The organism is Brevibacterium sp. FME37 (assembly GCF_014897485.1).
Classification (GTDB): Bacteria; Actinomycetota; Actinomycetes; order Actinomycetales; family Brevibacteriaceae; genus Brevibacterium.
The window spans coordinates 36,719-53,034 of record NZ_JABUYE010000017.1; the positions used below are offsets into that span (position 1 = coordinate 36,719).

General features: G+C 64.2%; 12 protein-coding genes. 10 read left to right on the forward strand and 2 right to left on the reverse strand.

Annotation, left to right across the window (positions count from 1 at the left end):
- Nucleotides 1-104: 104 nt before the first annotated feature.
- Together INT29_RS16865 and INT29_RS16870 are read right to left on the reverse strand one after the other, a co-directional pair.
- Nucleotides 105-2,003: a helix-turn-helix domain-containing protein gene (locus tag INT29_RS16865; protein ID WP_193072531.1), complete on the reverse strand. Its 1,899-nt coding sequence runs from the start codon at nt 2,001-2,003 to the stop codon at nt 105-107.
- 26 nt (nt 2,004-2,029) lie between these two features.
- The gene (locus tag INT29_RS16870; protein WP_193072532.1) at nt 2,030-3,298 is read right to left on the reverse strand and encodes a pyridoxal phosphate-dependent aminotransferase; all 1,269 of its coding nucleotides are present in this window, start codon (nt 3,296-3,298) and stop codon (nt 2,030-2,032) included.
- A gap of 183 nt (nt 3,299-3,481) precedes the next feature.
- On the opposite strand from INT29_RS16870, the gene INT29_RS16875 reads away from it, so the two are divergent.
- The 10 genes from INT29_RS16875 to INT29_RS16920 all read left to right on the forward strand — a co-directional run bounded on the left by INT29_RS16875 (nt 3,482) and on the right by INT29_RS16920 (nt 16,131).
- Nucleotides 3,482-4,324: an ABC transporter ATP-binding protein gene (locus INT29_RS16875; protein ID WP_101572123.1), complete on the forward strand. Its 843-nt coding sequence runs from the start codon at nt 3,482-3,484 to the stop codon at nt 4,322-4,324.
- On the forward strand, nt 4,321-5,055 hold the full coding sequence (locus INT29_RS16880) for an ABC transporter permease (RefSeq protein ID WP_193072533.1): 735 nt from the start codon (nt 4,321-4,323) through the stop codon (nt 5,053-5,055). The genes INT29_RS16875 and INT29_RS16880 overlap by 4 nt, the downstream gene beginning before the upstream one ends.
- Nucleotides 5,056-5,135: 80 nt before the next feature.
- A complete protein-coding gene (locus tag INT29_RS16885; RefSeq protein WP_193072534.1) occupies nt 5,136-5,774 on the forward strand; it encodes an NTP transferase domain-containing protein in 639 nt (212 codons plus the stop codon).
- A 13-nt stretch (nt 5,775-5,787) separates the two neighbouring features.
- Nucleotides 5,788-6,654: an NmrA family NAD(P)-binding protein gene (locus INT29_RS16890; RefSeq protein ID WP_193072535.1), complete on the forward strand. Its 867-nt coding sequence runs from the start codon at nt 5,788-5,790 to the stop codon at nt 6,652-6,654.
- A 123-nt stretch (nt 6,655-6,777) separates the two neighbouring features.
- Nucleotides 6,778-8,907 carry a hydantoinase/oxoprolinase family protein gene (locus tag INT29_RS16895; RefSeq protein WP_193072536.1) on the forward strand — a complete coding sequence of 710 codons (2,130 nt, stop codon included), beginning with the start codon at nt 6,778-6,780 and terminating at the stop codon, nt 8,905-8,907.
- A complete protein-coding gene (locus INT29_RS16900; RefSeq protein ID WP_226842141.1) occupies nt 8,904-10,973 on the forward strand; it encodes a hydantoinase B/oxoprolinase family protein in 2,070 nt (689 codons plus the stop codon). The genes INT29_RS16895 and INT29_RS16900 overlap by 4 nt, the downstream gene beginning before the upstream one ends.
- Before the next feature lie 129 nt (nt 10,974-11,102).
- Nucleotides 11,103-12,041 (forward strand): AAA family ATPase, encoded by a 939-nt coding sequence (locus INT29_RS16905; RefSeq protein ID WP_193072537.1) that lies wholly within the window; start codon nt 11,103-11,105, stop codon nt 12,039-12,041.
- Nucleotides 12,038-13,192, forward strand: a complete 1,155-nt coding sequence (locus tag INT29_RS16910) for a VWA domain-containing protein (protein ID WP_193072538.1) — start codon at nt 12,038-12,040, stop codon at nt 13,190-13,192. The genes INT29_RS16905 and INT29_RS16910 overlap by 4 nt, the downstream gene beginning before the upstream one ends.
- Nucleotides 13,189-14,322, forward strand: coding sequence for an XdhC family protein (locus INT29_RS16915; protein ID WP_193072539.1), 1,134 nt, complete (start codon nt 13,189-13,191; stop codon nt 14,320-14,322). The genes INT29_RS16910 and INT29_RS16915 overlap by 4 nt, the downstream gene beginning before the upstream one ends.
- Nucleotides 14,323-14,394: 72 nt before the next feature.
- Nucleotides 14,395-16,131, forward strand: coding sequence for a PucR family transcriptional regulator (locus INT29_RS16920; protein ID WP_193072541.1), 1,737 nt, complete (start codon nt 14,395-14,397; stop codon nt 16,129-16,131).
- Nucleotides 16,132-16,316: the final 185 nt, after the last annotated feature.

Sequence of the window (16,316 nt, forward strand, 5' to 3'; positions counted from 1 at the left end):
GTCAAGCACTTCATGGATCGATCGCCTATGGCTGTTTTAGCCAGTAATAACTCCAGCCTATAGCGGTTTCAGCCAGGGTAGGTGAGTTGTCTGCTCGGCTGCGTTCAGACGTTGCGCTGGAGCTGGTCCAGCCGGAGCGCGACGTGGAGACGGAACGCGTATTCGGGTGCTCGCCAGTCGTTGTCGAGTACCGTATCGATGCGTTCCAGACGTAGTTTGAGGGTATTGATGTGGATCGAGAGAGCCGAGGCGGTGCGGCTCATGCTATTGCTGTGTTCGAAGTATGTGCGCAACGTGGTGACCAGATCGGCAGATTGCCTCTGGTCCCACTGTCGGAGAGGGCCGAGCATACGCTCCATGAACTGTCCGACGTGTTCTGGAGCTGTGCCGAACATTGCAGTGTAGGGAGCGAAGTCCTCAGCGGAACATACGCCGCTGGAGATCGACAGCGAATTGAGCACCCGCACGCACGACCACAACTCGTCCTCTGCGGTGCGCAGCTGTGCGCGCTGGAAATCGGTGTTGGAGACGACGACGAGACAGTCCCGCAGGAGCTCTGAGGCTGTGAGCAGCTCCTTCAACTGCGTCCGGGTTCGATGAGCAGAACGGGGCAGCAGCACAGTCAGCCCTGGCGAGCGCTGGGTCATGAGAATCCGCGGCTCGATCCGAGCCAGAAGCGAGCCGATACGGTCGAAGTCATTGGGGCCGGCTTGGACCACCATCAGCTGCCAGGGGCCGAGTAGGGTGAAGTTGCTGGAGCGCGCTCGCGCTCGCAGCTCGTCGAGATTTCTGGTGTCGGCGATCAAATCGACGGCTAGCTCGCCGCGCACACGGTTCTCGGCGTCAGCACGTGACTGCTCGTTCATCTGGATCAGGGCCAGGGACTGCGCCGCCTGAGCGACGATGCTGTGGTCACCGTCCTTCGGAGCGCTGTGGAAGCGCACAAACAGTCCGCTGTGCTGACGCTTATTCGATGCCACCGAGGCGGCGATGAGTCGCTCATCGTCAGAGATCTGGGCACTTCGCCCGGTGTGACGGCTGGTGGCCAGAGCCGCAAGAATATCTTCTCGGCTCACGCCGCTCTGGCCGAGGAAATCGTCGTCTGTTGGGAACTCGGGGGAGTCGAGGCGCCAACTGTTCACGGTAAGGGCCTCTGCGTGGAGAGTTTCGGAGATGACGTTCGTAACCGATGTTGTGCCATGGCCCTGCAGCACCAGCTGGGTGAGCTGCTCTTCCACCTCAACGAGGCGTTGCAAGGTCTTCGCCTTCGCTGCTGCCAGGTCCTCTGAGGCTGCTGAGAGGGCCGCCGCATCGGCGAGTTCGCCCATCAGCCGTGCGGTCTTGAGGATTACTGAGGCGTGGTCTGCCAACGCAGAGAGCAGAGTGATCTCATCCGCTCCGAAGTCGTGAGGATAGCGGTTCGCCGCAAACAGGGCACCGAGCACTTCGCCGTCGACGACCATGGGCACACCGAGAAGCGAATCCATGCCTTCGGCCTTGACAGCGGAGTCGACGCGCCGCTCGTGCGGTAGCTGAGTCAGGTCGTAGTCCGATGTCCAGTGGGCAGCTCGGTCGCGGACTACACGGCCTGCGAGCCCGACTCCAGGTGGTACTCGGAGTGCTGGGAGCTGGAGCGAAATAGCGCCCCGGCTGGCTCGAACGTTGAGCTCGTCGGTATCGGGGTTGTACTCCGAGAGGTAGGCGATGTCGCAACCGATCAGAGACTTGGCCCTGTCGACAAGCTTCTGCAGAAGACGCTTCGTGTCCCTGACTTGGATTAGTTCCGAGGCGCTTTCGAGCAGAGCTGCGCGTTCCTGGTCCTTCTGTCTCCAGCGGAGCATGGTGGTGGACAGATCGAGAAGCGAGTCGACGAGGGCCGACTGCCGCCCGAGCTGTGCTTCTAGCGAGCCGCGATCGACGGGATTGCCCCGCGCGATCAGACTGACTGCCTGTACGACGGACTCCGCCGCTACTTTCTCTGGCCCCGCTGTGCGCTCCGTCATGGGGTCATTATCTCAGCCCTGACGACTCACCCCGCAGCGGGTGACATCTCCTTGACGGTCGGAAGTTCGCAGGTGCTGCTCGCCTGTTGCTTGTATCCGGAGAGGAACTCGCCGAGGCGGTTGATCGACTCGTCCAGGACCTCAACCGAGGGCAGAGTGACGAGCCGGAAATGATCGGGACTCGACCAGTTGAAGGCGGTGCCATGGGAGACGAGGATCTTCTGTTCACGCAGCAGGTCGAGTGCGAACTGTTCGTCATCGACGATGTCGAACTTCTCGACGTCGAGCTTCGCGAACATGTAGAGAGCACCGCTGGCCCGATGCGCGGACACGCCCTCGATGGAGTTCAACCCCTCGTGGGCGAGATTCATCTGCACACCGAGTCGGCCCTGGGGCAAAACAAGGTCTTCGATCGACTGCTTTCCACCCAGTGCCGCCTGGATCGCGTGCTGGGCCGGAACGTTCGCGCACATGCGCATATTGGCTAGGAGCTTGATCCCCTCAAGGTAGCTCTTCGCTTCAGACAGTGGTCCGGTGATGGCCAGCCAGCCGGCGCGGTAGCCGGCGATCCGGTAGGCCTTCGACAGGCCCGAATAGGTCAGGCACAGCACATCGTCGCCGGTGAGAGTAGCCATATTGACCATCTCGACATCGTCGTAGGTGATCTTCTCGTAGATCTCATCGGCGAAGATGATGAGGTTGTGGCGACGTGCGATGTCGACGATCTTCTTTAGGGTTTCGCGTGAGTAGACCGCACCGGTGGGATTGTTCGGGTTGATGACGACGATGCCGCGGGTGCTCTCGGTGATCTTCGATTCGAGATCTTCGAGGTCAGGTTGCCAGGCGGTGGCCTCGTCGCACAGGTAGTGCTTGGGTGTGCCGCCGGAGAGGGCGACCGATGCCGTCCACAGGGGGTAGTCCGGGCTGGGGACGAGGATTTCGTCGCCGGGGTTGCACAGTGCCTGCAGGGACAGGGTGATGAGTTCGCTGACTCCATTGCCCAGGAACACCTCGGAGGTATCGAGATTGTGGATGCCGTGAGTCTCGTAATACTGGACCACGGCCCGGCGTCCGGAGAGGATTCCGCGTGAATCGGAATAGCCCTGAGCGAGCGGAAGCTGCTTGACCATGTCGTGCACGATCGCCTCAGGGGCTTCGAATCCGAAGGGTGCAGGGTTGCCGATGTTGAGCTTGAGAATGGTGTGGCCCTTGGCCTCCATCGCCTCGGCCTCTTCGAGGACTGGTCCCCGAATGTCATAGAGGACGTTGGCCAATTTCGACGACTGCCTGTACATGGGAACCGTGAGAACCTTTCGATACGACGTTTGCTATCTCCACGTTATGACCCTCGCCGAGGTGGTTCTGACCAATCAGAGGCCCGTTTCGTGAACCTTTGCCCGGGACTGCGGACCGATGTGCAGACCTTTGGCAGGCTAAGTCACTTGACGTGTCCGATCATCGGGGGTCTGATTCGCAGTATGACAAACATTGCGATCCAGACGCGAAGTCTGCGGATCCGCCGAGGTTCCAGCATCGTGATCGACGGGCTCGACCTTGATGTCCCGCGCAGCGCGATCGTTGGCCTGCTGGGTCCCAGCGGCAGCGGGAAGACGACGCTCATGCGGGCGATCGTCGGCGTCCAGGCGGTCAAAGGCGGCACGGTCAGCGTGCTGGGGCAGCCTGCGGGAACGGCATCTCTGCGGCACCGGGTCGGCTATATGACGCAGCTGGCAAGCATCTACGAAGATCTCTCGGTACGGCAGAACCTGCGCTACTTCGCACGCGGCCAGGGGGCACCGAAGTCCGATGTCGATCGGGTCATCGACCGCACCGACCTCGGCGGGCAGGCCGATCAACTGGCCAGAACGCTGTCGGGTGGTCAGGCGAATCGAGTGTCGTTGGCGGCCGCGATGCTCGGGTCTCCCGATGTGCTCGTCCTCGACGAGCCGACGGTCGGCCTCGATCCCGTGCTGAGGTCTGATCTCTGGAACATCTTCCGCAGCCTCGCCGACGAGGGAACGACGTTGCTGGTCTCGAGCCACGTCATGGACGAGGCCACGCGGTGTGATCGGCTGCTTCTCATGCGTGAGGGGCAGGTGATCGCGGACACGACACCGAGCGAACTGCTGGAGACCACAGGGGCGGCGACCGCGGAGGAGGCCTTCCTCTCCATCATCACGTCCGATTCCACCGGGTCGTCGTTCCCACGGAAGCGGACTGGAAAGAGAGCCGGGCGGAAGGCGAGGGCCGGAGCGCGGACGATTCTGACCTCCGGCTCGGGGGCGATGCCCGGCAAGGGGCGTACGAGGCGTGCGCAGTGAGTCCGATGCGAACGCTGGCCACGGCGGGCCGCGTCCTCCTGCAGATCCGCAATGACCCGCGCACGATTGCACTGCTGCTTGTCGTGCCCAGCCTCCTCATCGGGCTTGTGGCATGGATCTTCGACGAGACTCAGGTCTTCGATCGAATCGGACCCGCGATGCTTGCGCTCTTCCCCTTCATCGTCATGTTCCTCGTCGCGAGCATCGCCACTCTGCGCGAACGTCGCAGCGGAACGCTGGAGAGACTGCTGTCGATGCCGATGGGTCGTGGCGATGTCATCCTCGGCTACACGCTGGCGTTCGGATTGCTCGCCGTCATCCAGACGGCTATCGCGGTGGGTTATGCCACGTGGGTGTGCGGACTCGAAATCGAAGAGTCGCTGCTCCTGCTCTTCGCCGTCGCCATCGCTGATGCCCTCCTCGGTACGGCTTTGGGACTGCTCGCCAGTGCCTTTGCTCGCACCGAGTTCCAGGTTGTGCAATTCATGCCGGTCTTCGTCTTCCCACAGATTCTGCTCGGCGGAATCTTCCTGCCTCGCGATCAGCTGCCAGGTGTGCTCGAGGCGATCGGTGACTGGATGCCGCTCTCCCATGCGATCGATGCGCTGACGGCGGTGTCGACGGGCAACGAGGATGCCGCGTACATCTGGCTGCGCATCCTCTTCATCGGCTGCTGGGTCACCGGTGCCATCATCGTCGGTTCGCTGACTCTGCGTCGGCGGACGCCGTAGGACGGGTGGGGTGAGACTGGATTGCTGATTCTACGGCGATCAAAATGGCACATCGGGCCAAGTGATGAGAGCCTGATCACATGAACGAGTCGAGCGGGGCGCCTGGTCTGATTCTGCTGGCTGCCGGCGAGGGCACGCGTATGGGCGGCCCGAAGGCTCTGCTGCGCTACGCGGACGGCACCGCGCTGCTCACCCGCCAGGTCGAGCGCATGTCAGTGGCAGCCGAATCCCGCGGTCTCAGCGCGAACATCATCGTCGTGCTCGGCCCCGCCGTCGCGGAAGCCTCCCGATTGCTGCCAGCGGGGGTGAGGGTCGTTGAGAACCGGAACCACACCGATGGGCTGAGCACTTCCTTGAGTGCCGGTCTGCGGGCCGTGCCGTGCACAGCCTCGGGAGCCGTCGTCTCCCTGCTCGACCTGCCCGATATCCCGGCGGAGGCCTATGGGCGTCTGCTTGATTCGATAACCCCCGACACCCTCGCCCGTGCCCACTGGAATTCGAGACCTGGCCACCCAGTCGCAATCGGACGCGAGCACTTCGCCGAGGCGATCCACTCCGCATCCGGGGACGAAGGCTTGCGCGCCATGCTGGGACGCCATCAGGTCAACGTCATCAAATGCGCGGACCTGCTGCCACCCGAGCTCGACGGCCACTTCGACGTCGATACCCCCGAAGCGGCGGCCTGCCGAGGACTGCATCTGGACGGACTCCACTCTTGAACGGAATCGAATTGTGAACGTAACGACACAGACGCGCAGAATCGCCATTGTCTCCGGTACTGGCAAGACCGGCCGCGCGATCGCCGCAGCCGTGAGAGCCGCAGGCGATGAACCCTTTCCTCTAGGGAGGACTGAGCTGGCCGACCCCATCGCCGCCCTGCAGGGATGCCATGCCGCCTACCTCATGGCCCCCAACCTGCACAGCGACGAACTCGGCTTCATCGAGATGCTCCTCGACGCCTGTCGGATCGCCGGTGTCGAACGGATCGTCTATCACTCGGTTGCTGCGCCGTATGCTCCCTCGATGCCGCACCACCTCGCGAAGGCTGAATCCGAGGACCGAGTGCGCAGGAGCAAGCTGCCCTTCACGATCGTCCAGCCTTGCGCCTATGTCGACAATTTCCTGCCTGGACTGCGTGGGAGCGAACCCGTGATCAGTGTCGCCTATGATCCGGACACCCCGTTCGGACTCATCGGCCTGGCCGATGTCGGCGAAGCGGCCGCTCGGTTGCTGACAACAGAGGACCACCTCGGCGCGAGTCTCGAACTCGGCGGACCCCACCTCGTGAGCATCCGTGAGATGGCACAGGCCGCAGAGCGGGTCCTCGGCGCCGAGGTGGCGCTCGACGTGACAACCCCGAACGTCTGGGCAGCAGCCCAGGAGACACGAGGAGCCGACGCCGGCCTCGACGCCCGCGAACGCGAGTGGCTCACGGCGATGTTCGACTACTACGACCGCTATGGACTGCCCTGCGGTTCGGCTGGGATCCCGGCGATCCTCGGTCGGGCGGCCTACAACGTCGAGGAGGTGCTCGCCGATGAGCTTTCCGATATCTATGCGGGCAACCTCGGCGAGGACCTTTCAGGTAACCGCGCTTAGCGGCACAGCGGGTTGTGAACTTCCGCCAACAAACCCCGCTGTGTTTGTCAGCTCTTGCCGGTTCAGTGAGCGTGGTCACCGGGAAAGATGGTGACAAATCCCACGCGACCTGGAAGGACAAAGATGTCGCCCCACGCTCCACGGATCCGCATCGGCATCGATACCGGCGGAACATTCACGGATATCGTCGCATTCGACGAATCCACCGGCACACTGACGACGACGAAAACGCCCTCGACGCCGTCCAACCCTGCTGACGGCTTCATCAACGGCATCGACAAGGTCCTCGACATGCTCGGGGACTCCGTCTCTGCAGAGCACATCAGTGCCGTCAGCCACGGCACGACCGTCGCGACGAACCAGCTGCTCGAGGGCAAACTCGATCGCCTCGGCTTCATCACCACCGAGGGATACGAATTCGTCCTCGAGATCGCCCGTCAGGCCGTGCCCGACGGTTACGGAAACTCCTATTTCTGGGTCAAGCCCGAACGCATCGTCCCTGCCGATCTCGTCAAGACTGTCTCGGGCCGCCTCGACTTCGAAGGCGGCGAAGTTCGCCCCTTCGACGAAACGCAGGCGCGCGAGGTTGCCCAGTGGTTCAAAGACCAGGGTGTCATGACCCTCGGCGTGAACCTTCTTCATTCCTATGCCAATCCCGTTCATGAGCAGAAGATGCGCGAGATCCTCACTGAGATCCACCCTGAGGCGACGGTGTCTCTGAGCTCGGAGGTGCTGCGGGAATATCGCGAGTACGAGCGGTCGATGACCACGCTCGTCGACGCCGCTGTCAAGCCGAAGGTCTCGAACTATGTGCGCAACATCCACGAGCGCCTTGACGCCTATACCGGAGTTGCAGAGGGCTCCGCACTGCCGTTCTACATCATGAAGTCCAACGGCGGAGTCCTCTCTGCTGAAGAGGTTGTCCACCAGCCGATCACCACCGTGCTCTCCGGCCCCGCCGCCGGTGCATTGGGAGCCGGCCTCATCGCTCAGGAAGCCGGATTCGACAAGGTACTCACCTGTGACGGTGGAGGCACCTCGACGGACGTCACCGTGGTCATCAACGGCGAACCGGCACTGACCACCGAAGGCACCGTCGGGGTGTATCCCTCGAAGATCCCGATGATCGACGTTGTCACCGTCGGTGCCGGCGGCGGCTCTATCGCGTGGACGACCCCTGAAGGTCAGCTCAAGGTCGGACCCCAGTCCGCGGGCGCAGACCCGGGGCCCATCTGCTACGGCAACGGCGGCACCCAACCGACGATCACAGACGCTCACGTGTTTCTGGGACGGATCCCTCCCCACCTCCTCGGCGGGGAGATACCACTCGACGTCGATGCGGCGAAGTCCGGCATCGACGAGATCGCGAAGCGCCTCGGACTCTCTGCAGAAAAGGCGGCGACCGGGATCCTTGAGATCTCCGCCTGGAACCAGGCAAACGCCCTGCGCCAGATCTCCGTCCAGCGCGGACTCGACGTCCGAGACTTCATGCTCACGACCTTCGGCGGGTCGGGCTCGCTGCTCGCCTGCACCCTCGTCGACGTCCTCGACCTCGCTGGTGTCGTCGTGCCTGACAACCCCGGCAACGTCTCTGCCTTCGGCCTCCTCACGGTCGATGTGAAGAATGACTATGTCCAGACGAATGTCAGCCGTGACGATCGCCTCGACATCGCGGAGATTGCCGACCTCATCGCGGGATTGACCGATCGTGCCGCAACAGCACTGGACGGCGAAGGCTTCCCTGCGTCCGCCCACCAGTTCGACCGCTCGGTGGACCTGCGTTACTTCGGCCAGGCCTTCGAAGTCCGCGTTCCCGCTCCCTCGGGGCCGATCACGAGAGATTGGGCCGACGAAGTGACGAGGGCGTTCCACGCCGAGCATCGTCAGCTCTACGGTTACGACTTCGCCGATAAGGACGACCAGTTCGTCGAATGGGTCAACCTCCGCGTGTCCGGAATCGGACCGATCACCCGTCCGGAGACCCGTCATATCGAATCCGCAGCGGGCGCGCCTCTCCTTGACGAGAGAGCCAAAACCAGCAACCGGCCCGTGTGCTTCGATGCCGCCGACGGCTTCGTCGACACCCCGGTCTACTGGCGAGAGAACCTGCTCAACGGTGACGAGATCGTCGGTCCGGCGATCATTGAGGAGTTCGGCTCCACCGCGCCGCTCCATCCCGGGTTCACCGCTCGCATCGACGGTGCCGCAAACATCATCATCACCCGCACCACTGGTCAGGAGGACAGCAAATGACCACCACAGCTGAAACGAGTGCAGGAGCACCAGTCGTCGATTCAGGATCGATGCTTCGCGCCCAACCCCTGATCGGTCAGGAACTCAAGGACTACATCGCCGCCTCGCCGATCAACCCAGCGGGCCTCCCCACTGCTTATGAGCATGGCAACCGCCTTACCGTGGCCGGATCGAGCGTGGATCCGATCATCGTCGAAATCGTCGAAGGCACCCTCGCCAGTGTGGAGATGGAGGTTGAGACCGCGATCTCGAGAACCTCTCGTTCGCCGATGATTCGCGACGCCCACGACTTCCGTGCGGGAATCCACGATCGTCAGCTGCGCAAGCTCACCGGACGTTCGTACTCCGCGCTGGTCCACCCCATCGTCCGCGACTTCCCCATCGAGGAGATGCGCGAAGGCGATGTCTTCTTCCACAACGACGTCTACGAATCCGAAGGCGGAATCGGCCACCTTCCGGACATGTGCGTGACCGTGCCCGTTTTCGCCGAAGGCCGAGTTGTGTGCTTTGTGCAGGCTTTTGGCCACCATGACGACATCGGCGGCGCCTGCCCGGGATCGATGCCATCTGGTGCGACGAGCGTCTTCGAAGAGGGACTCATGATCCCTCCGATCAAGCTCTGGTCCGAGGGCAAGCCGAACAAGTCGGCGTTGCGGATCATGTCCCGAAACTCGCGGATGCCCGACTCGCTCTCGGCCGACCTCGACGCCGAATGTTCGGCGTGCCTCATGGGCGCGCGTCGGCTTTCCGAACTCTTCACCCGCTACGGAGTCGAAACCGTCGAGACCGCTTTCGATACGATCCTGCAGAACTCTACCGAGATCTATCGACGCGAGATCCTGTCGAAGATCCCCGAGGGCCAATACGTCTGGGAGGACTACGCGGAGCACGACGGAGTCTCCGACCCAATGCTCCACGCCCAGCGCATCACACTGACGAAGACGGAGACCGGGGGGCCCGACGACGGCCCGAGGCTCATCATCGACTTCACGGGAACCGCCGCGCAGGCTGCCGGTCCGATCAACCACTGCGGCGATTATGTGGGAGGAAACTTCCTCAAGAAGTGGCTCGCCCCGATCCTGCGCAACCTTGCCGACACACCGGAACGGATGGCTGAGCTCGACGTCAACGAGGGGATCGTGCCGCTCATCGAGATGCGCTTCCCGGAGAAGGGCACACTGCTCACCCCCGAATTCCCCGGCCCGACGAATGCCCGAACCTTCGTCATCCTCCGCCTCCTCGGCGTCCTCGCCGGGGTAGTCGCGAAGGCCGTGGACGGACGCATGCCCGCCGACCAGGAGACGATCCGCTACACCGGCGTTTACGGGAAGGACCGCGACGGCAAGGACTACCTCATGCGCGAGGTCCTCGGCGGAGGCTCCGGCGGCCGCTACTACTCCGACGGCGAAGACACGATCCACGTCGTCCCGGATTCCCGCAATCTGCCGACTGAGTTCACAGAATCCCGCTTCCCATTCAGGGTTGAGCGCCTTGGCCTGGCCGTCGACTCGGGAGGCGCAGGACGGTACCGTGGCGGCCTCGGTTACGAGAAGCACATTCGCATGCTCAAGGACGGGCACTTCATGTCGATCGCCGACCGCTCGATCCTCGCCTGCTGGGGTGTCAAGGGCGGAAAGGCCGGTAGGTCGTTCCAGGTGACCATCGAACCCGGCGGTGCGAACGAACGAGAGATCGATGCGCTCGCCGATGCGGTAGATATCCGCGCCGGAGAGGTGGTTCGCATCCGCACCACCGGCGGAGGAGGCTGGGGAGACCCCCTCGAACGCCCAAGCGACGAGGTGCTGCGCGACGTGAGCTGGGGGAAGGTGAGCATCGATGGTGCCCGCGAATCCTACGGGGTCGTCGTCACCGCCGATCCGAGTGCCTCCGTCGGCGCTGCAGCCGCAGGTGTGGTCGGTGCGCAGGTCGATGAGGCGGCAACGGAAGCGCTGCGGACGCAGATGCGTGCTCAGTGCGATGCGAACGAGCCCTTCTTCGACCGCGGGCCCGGCTATGCCCAGCTCTCCGTTGATGGATCTTCGGCAGCGACCGTCGACTGGTTGTGAGAGTCCTCGTCGCACACGGCGGCAACGCGACGACCGTCCCGCACGGAGACCCGTCTCCGTGCGGGACGGTGGGCACCGTGGTGGCCTCGAACGATCAGTAGACTCAACTCGGGAGGAGGCGATGGCGCCATGACGATATTTGAGGATCCCCGTACTTTGGCACAAGCGCTGGAGCGGGTGGGATACATTGTCACGCCCGAACTGGCGACCACCTGCGTGCTCGCCCACCGTCTCGGCAAACCGCTGCTGAGCGAGGGCACCCCAGGCGTGGGCAAGACGAGCCTTGCCCGGGCACTTGCCCACGCCTCAGGCGGGCCGCTGATCCGCCTGCAGTGCCACGACGGACTCGAGGCGAGCCAGGCCCTCTATGACTGGGACTTCGCGAAGCAGATTCTCCACGTCAGGACGATCGAGGCGGCGTCGGTTTCGGCAGGTGAGCGCATCGACTCGCTCCGCCTCGACGATGAACTCCACGACCGGGCGTTCCTCCTTGCCCGTCCGATCCTGCGCGCCATCGAGGACTCGCAGAATCTGGGCCCTGCGGATCCGAGGCCCGTGCTGCTCATCGATGAGATCGACCGTGCGGGTGACGAATTCGACGCCCTGCTGCTCGAGGCCCTCGCCGACTGGTCGGTCACGGTACCCGAACTCGGCACGATCTCGACGAAGACTCCGCCGCTGGTCGTCCTCACCTCGAACCGCACCCGTGATCTCCACGATGCGCTGCGCCGGCGCTGCCTCTACCAATGGTTCGACCAGCCTGACGCGGAGGCGGAATCGCGGATCCTGGCCCTGCACGTCCCGGACGCGGAGGAGTCCATACGAGAAGCCGTCGTGGATGCCGCGAATCGTCTGCGCGGGGCAGATCTGCTCAAACCGCCCGGCACGGCCGAAGCCATCGACTGGCTCCGCGCTCTGTACGCCCTCGGCCTCGACGAATTCAACGAACCGTCGATCGCGGCCACTCTCTCCGCCGTTCTCAAGGATGCCGACGATATTGCGCCCGCCCGTTCAATCCTGAACGTGACAGATTCGAGATCGAACGTGACTGGGGGCGCTGGGCAGTGACGAGCCTGACGGACATGCTCATCCGATTGGGCGCAGGACTGCGGGCCGCGGGGCTGCCCGCCGATCCGGAAGCGGTGCGCTCGCTCATCAGGGCCGCGGCGATGCTCGACCCACTCGATCCGCATCAGATCCGAGCCGCCTCGCGGGCGCTCACCTGCACCCAGCGTGGTCATCTGCCGATCCATGACGCGGTCTTCGACTCGACCTTCGGACTCTCCCAGGCCCGCAGATCAGAAGATCCCGGCATCGAGGTTGTCATCCCGCGCCCCGAAGTCAGCATCGATAGCGCCGGCGGAGCCGAGATGTCCGAGATCACCGAGGCCAGCCGGGCCGAACACCTGCGCCACGTCGACCTCGGGCTCGAGGACGGTGGTGAGGCGGTCGCTCTCATCGACGGTCTCGTCTTCCGACCTCCCCGCGGCGCCGCGCACCGGAGCCGGCCCGGGCACACAGGCGTGGTCGACACCCGTCGCGTCCTACGCCAACTCATCCGCTCCGAGGAGATCTCGTCCATCCCACGAAGGCGGAACCTCTACCGCCGGCGTCCTGTCACGCTTGTCGCCGATGTGTCCGCCTCGATGACTGCGTGGCGTGAGTCCGTGCTGCGCTTCCTCGGCCGCGGCGCCGAGGCGCTGGGGGCCCGCTGCTTCACCGCCGGTACCCGGTTGACCAGAGTCGATGGTGCAATCACCGCCTCGGGACTACGATCCGGCAGGGACGGGGCGACCGCCGTGCTGGGTGAGGTCCTCGACGCGGGAGGCGGGACCCGCCTCGGCGATTCCCTGTTCGAGCTGCTCACCGGGCGCACGAAGGACCTGGTGCGCGGCAGCGTCCTCGTCGTCATCAGCGACGGCTGGGAGCACGGGGACTGCGCGGAGCTGGAGCGTGCGTGTGCGCGCCTGGCCCGGCTCAGCCACCGTTTTCTGTGGGTGAATCCGCGCGCCGGACGGCCAGGATTTCAGCCGCGCACGCGGGGACTGGCAGTCGCCGCCGGACATGCCGAAGCGGTGCTTCCGGCAACGACCGTCGCCCAGTGGCAAACGGTGGCAAGGACGATCGCCGTGCGGGCCACGGCTCACGGCAGAGTGACTACTCCCGCGAGTGCACTCACAGTGCCCACCGCGCGAGCCGGACAGGAGGTCTGGGCATGAACGAAGCCGAATCGATCCTGGGCTGGCTCTCGGCTGAGCAGGACTTCGCTCTTGCCGTGGTCACCAAGACTTGGTCGTCGGCACCGCGGCCGGCCGGTGCGATGATGGCCGTCGCCGCCGACGGCGAGGTCGTCGGCAGCCTCTCGGGTGGATGCGTCGAATCGGTCGTGCACGAACTCGCCCTCGAAGTCCTCACAACCGGTCGTGCGGCTTCAGCACACTACGGGACGAGCGATGCCCAGGCCTTTGCAGTCGGTCTCGCCTGTGGGGGCCAGATCGACGTCCTCGTCACCCCCATCATCGAAGTAGCCAGCGCCTCCAGGTTGCGGGTCTATCTTGAAGCGGTGGCAGGCTCGCAGGCCGCGGCGCTCGCCCTCGAACTGCCCGGCCGGACCGAGGAGGACGGCGGCAGCCTGCGCGGGCCCAGCCGCAGCCTCGCCCTCGACGCGCACGGGACCACGCACGGGGGCTTCGGGCACGCGCGCCTCACGGAGCACATCGCCACAGATGCCCAGGCGATGATCGCCACCGGCGCTACCGGGATCCTCGAGTTCGACGACACCGGCCGGCGCCTCGGCGCGGGCACCCGCATCTTCGTCACGACCTCGACACCTCCGCCACGCCTGCTCATCTTCGGCGCGATCGACTATGCCGCGGCTCTGGCTGACTTGGGCCGCTTCCTCGGCTATCGAGTGACCGTCTGCGACGCGAGGAAGGTCTTCACCACTGCCGTGCGCTTCCCGGCCGCTCATGATGTCGTCGTCAGCTGGCCCCACCGCTATTTCGTCGCCGAGGTGGAGGCCGGTCGGGTGGAGGCCTCGACCGTGGTCGCGGTGCTCACCCACGATCTCAAGTTCGATGTTCCCGTCCTCCTCGAAGCTGTCCGCTCGGCGGCCGGCTATGTGGGTGCATTGGGCAGCCGCCGCACTCACGCTCAGCGCACCGATGCCCTGCGAGAGGCCGGGGCGAGTGATGAGGAGATTGCCCGGATCCACGGTCCGATCGGTCTCGATCTCGGTGCCAGGTCGCCCGAGGCGACCGCGGTCTCGATCCTCGCCGAGGTGCTCGCCAATGGATCGAAGGCCACCGGAGCCTCGCTGAGCGCCACCACCGGGCAGATCCACCGTTGAGGGCCTTGGCGGGCAGAACCATGGACCGAGACCTCACCTCGACAGAGCATCTTGCCCTGTTATCGTCAATGCATGTCAAATGATGCCAAGAATTCCGGCTCTGGCCAGCAGGAATTGACATTCGATGGTGCTCAGGGCCAGAGCTTCTCCTCCGAATCCCTCACCGTCGCCGATGTGCTCAGACTGCCGAGCATGCGCGGGGCGAGACTTCTCGCCGGCAGCGACGGTCTCGACCGAGTCGTGGAGATGTCGAACGTCATGGAGGTTCCGGACATCCTGCCCTGGGTCAAGCCCGGCGAGGTGCTGCTGACCACCGCCTATCCGATCCGCGACCGTCCCGAAGATCTTGCGGGTCTGCTCGAGACCTTCGACCAGCACGGGTTGGCGGCAATCGGCATCAAGCCCGGACGCTACCTCGAGCAGATCCCCGAGTCGGCCATTGCAGCAGCGAACTCCCTGAGGCTCCCGCTCATTCACCTCGGCGAGGACGTGGGATTCGACGAGATCATGCAGGAGGTGCTCACCGGCAATCTCGACAGACGGGCCAAGGTCATCGCCCGGACAGAGGCCTCGATGCGCGAGCTCGTCGATGTCGTGGTCGGTGGTGGCGACCTGGCGGACGTGTGCCGGACGCTGGTGCAGTGGACGGGGGTGGCAGCAGCAGTGACGACACTCGACGGCCGCGTGAGATGTCTGCGCACAGCCGATGAAGGAACCTCCCCGGCGGATGTCCTCGGTCTCGAGTGCTTCGATCGATCAGGACGGTTCCGCGTCGAGGATGAACCTGCCGGACACAGTCGGCATACCGATGCCGTCGAGGAACTCAGTTGGGGAAACGTCGTCATCGAAGGCGGCAGGAGGCCCGCACCCGAAACTCTGCCTGCCACCCAGAGCCTCGGCCGGATCGTCGCCTTCGGCACTCAGGCTATGCGCGCAGGTGACTTCCGTCTGCTCGAACAGGCCGCGGCCGCCGCCGCGCTCGTCATCACGCGCGAACAGGCGATCACCGCAGTCGAAAGCAAGTACCGCACGGACTTCGTCCTCGAGGTGCTGCGCGGCCACATCGCCTCGACTGACCGGGTGCGCTCCCATGCGCATTCGCTGGGGTGGGACCTCGACCGGCCTATCAGTATTGCCGTCGCCGAGGTCGACTCTGATGCCGATTCCACTGATGCGCGAAACAAACGCACGATGCAGACGCTGTTTGCCGACGCCTGGACAAAGGTAGTCTCTCAATTCGATCCGAGTGCGGCCGTCGTCGGCTCGGGCGACCAAGTGATCGTGCTCCTGGCCGCGGAACCGCGGGAGAAGATCATTCGCCGGTTGGAGGAGTTCGTCTCCTCGGTGCGCGGATACGGAGGAGGCGGCAGACGTCAGTTCTCCGTCGGGATCTCTCGCCCCGCCGAAGGAGTCTCACGACTGGCACCTGCCTACCAGGAGGCCATGCGAGCTCTCGAGGTCGGCCGTCAGCTCGCCCGAGGGCAGGGGCTGCGGCACTACGACTCGCTGGGGGTCTATCGTCTGCTGCTCCAGGTCGGGGAACAGACGGAGCTGCGCAATTTCGCTGAAGAGATCCTCGGCCCACTGGCCACTGATGCCAAGGACGAATACGCGGGTCTGCGCGAGACTCTGCAGAAGCTGCTCGACCACAATCTCAACGTTGCCGAGACGGCGCGTGCCCTGTTCTTCCACTACAACACTCTGCGCTACCGGATTGGGAAGCTCGAGCAGATGGTCGGACCGTTCACCGAGGACCCCAACCTACGGCTCTCGCTGGCGCTTGCCCTGCAGATCGTCAAGCTGCCCTGATCGATTAGCGAAGACTGCCGAAGACTCAGGCGGTTCTTTGGCATAAAGTGACGTGATGCAGGACTCCTGCGCCCCATAGAGTCGATTCCTGAGTCGGAGTGATCCGCAGCTGTGCAGACATCGATTCGGGTGGCCGTTCCACTCCGAATGTTGGATCGGAGCCGACCATTCTCAACGACGAGGAG

Bases quoted from the DNA above. Each gene is read 5' to 3' on its own strand.
- INT29_RS16865 (WP_193072531.1), bottom strand. From the start codon at position 2,003: ATGACGGAGCGCACAGCGGGGCCAGAGAAAGTAGCGGCGGAGTCCGTC.
- INT29_RS16870 (WP_193072532.1), bottom strand. From the start codon at position 3,298: ATGTACAGGCAGTCGTCGAAATTGGCCAACGTCCTCTATGACATTCGG.
- INT29_RS16875 (WP_101572123.1), top strand. From the start codon at position 3,482: ATGACAAACATTGCGATCCAGACGCGAAGTCTGCGGATCCGCCGAGGT.
- INT29_RS16885 (WP_193072534.1), top strand. From the start codon at position 5,136: ATGAACGAGTCGAGCGGGGCGCCTGGTCTGATTCTGCTGGCTGCCGGC.
- INT29_RS16895 (WP_193072536.1), top strand. From the start codon at position 6,778: ATGTCGCCCCACGCTCCACGGATCCGCATCGGCATCGATACCGGCGGA.
- INT29_RS16900 (WP_226842141.1), top strand. From the start codon at position 8,904: ATGACCACCACAGCTGAAACGAGTGCAGGAGCACCAGTCGTCGATTCA.
- INT29_RS16905 (WP_193072537.1), top strand. From the start codon at position 11,103: ATGACGATATTTGAGGATCCCCGTACTTTGGCACAAGCGCTGGAGCGG.
- INT29_RS16915 (WP_193072539.1), top strand. From the start codon at position 13,189: ATGAACGAAGCCGAATCGATCCTGGGCTGGCTCTCGGCTGAGCAGGAC.
- INT29_RS16920 (WP_193072541.1), top strand. From the start codon at position 14,395: ATGTCAAATGATGCCAAGAATTCCGGCTCTGGCCAGCAGGAATTGACA.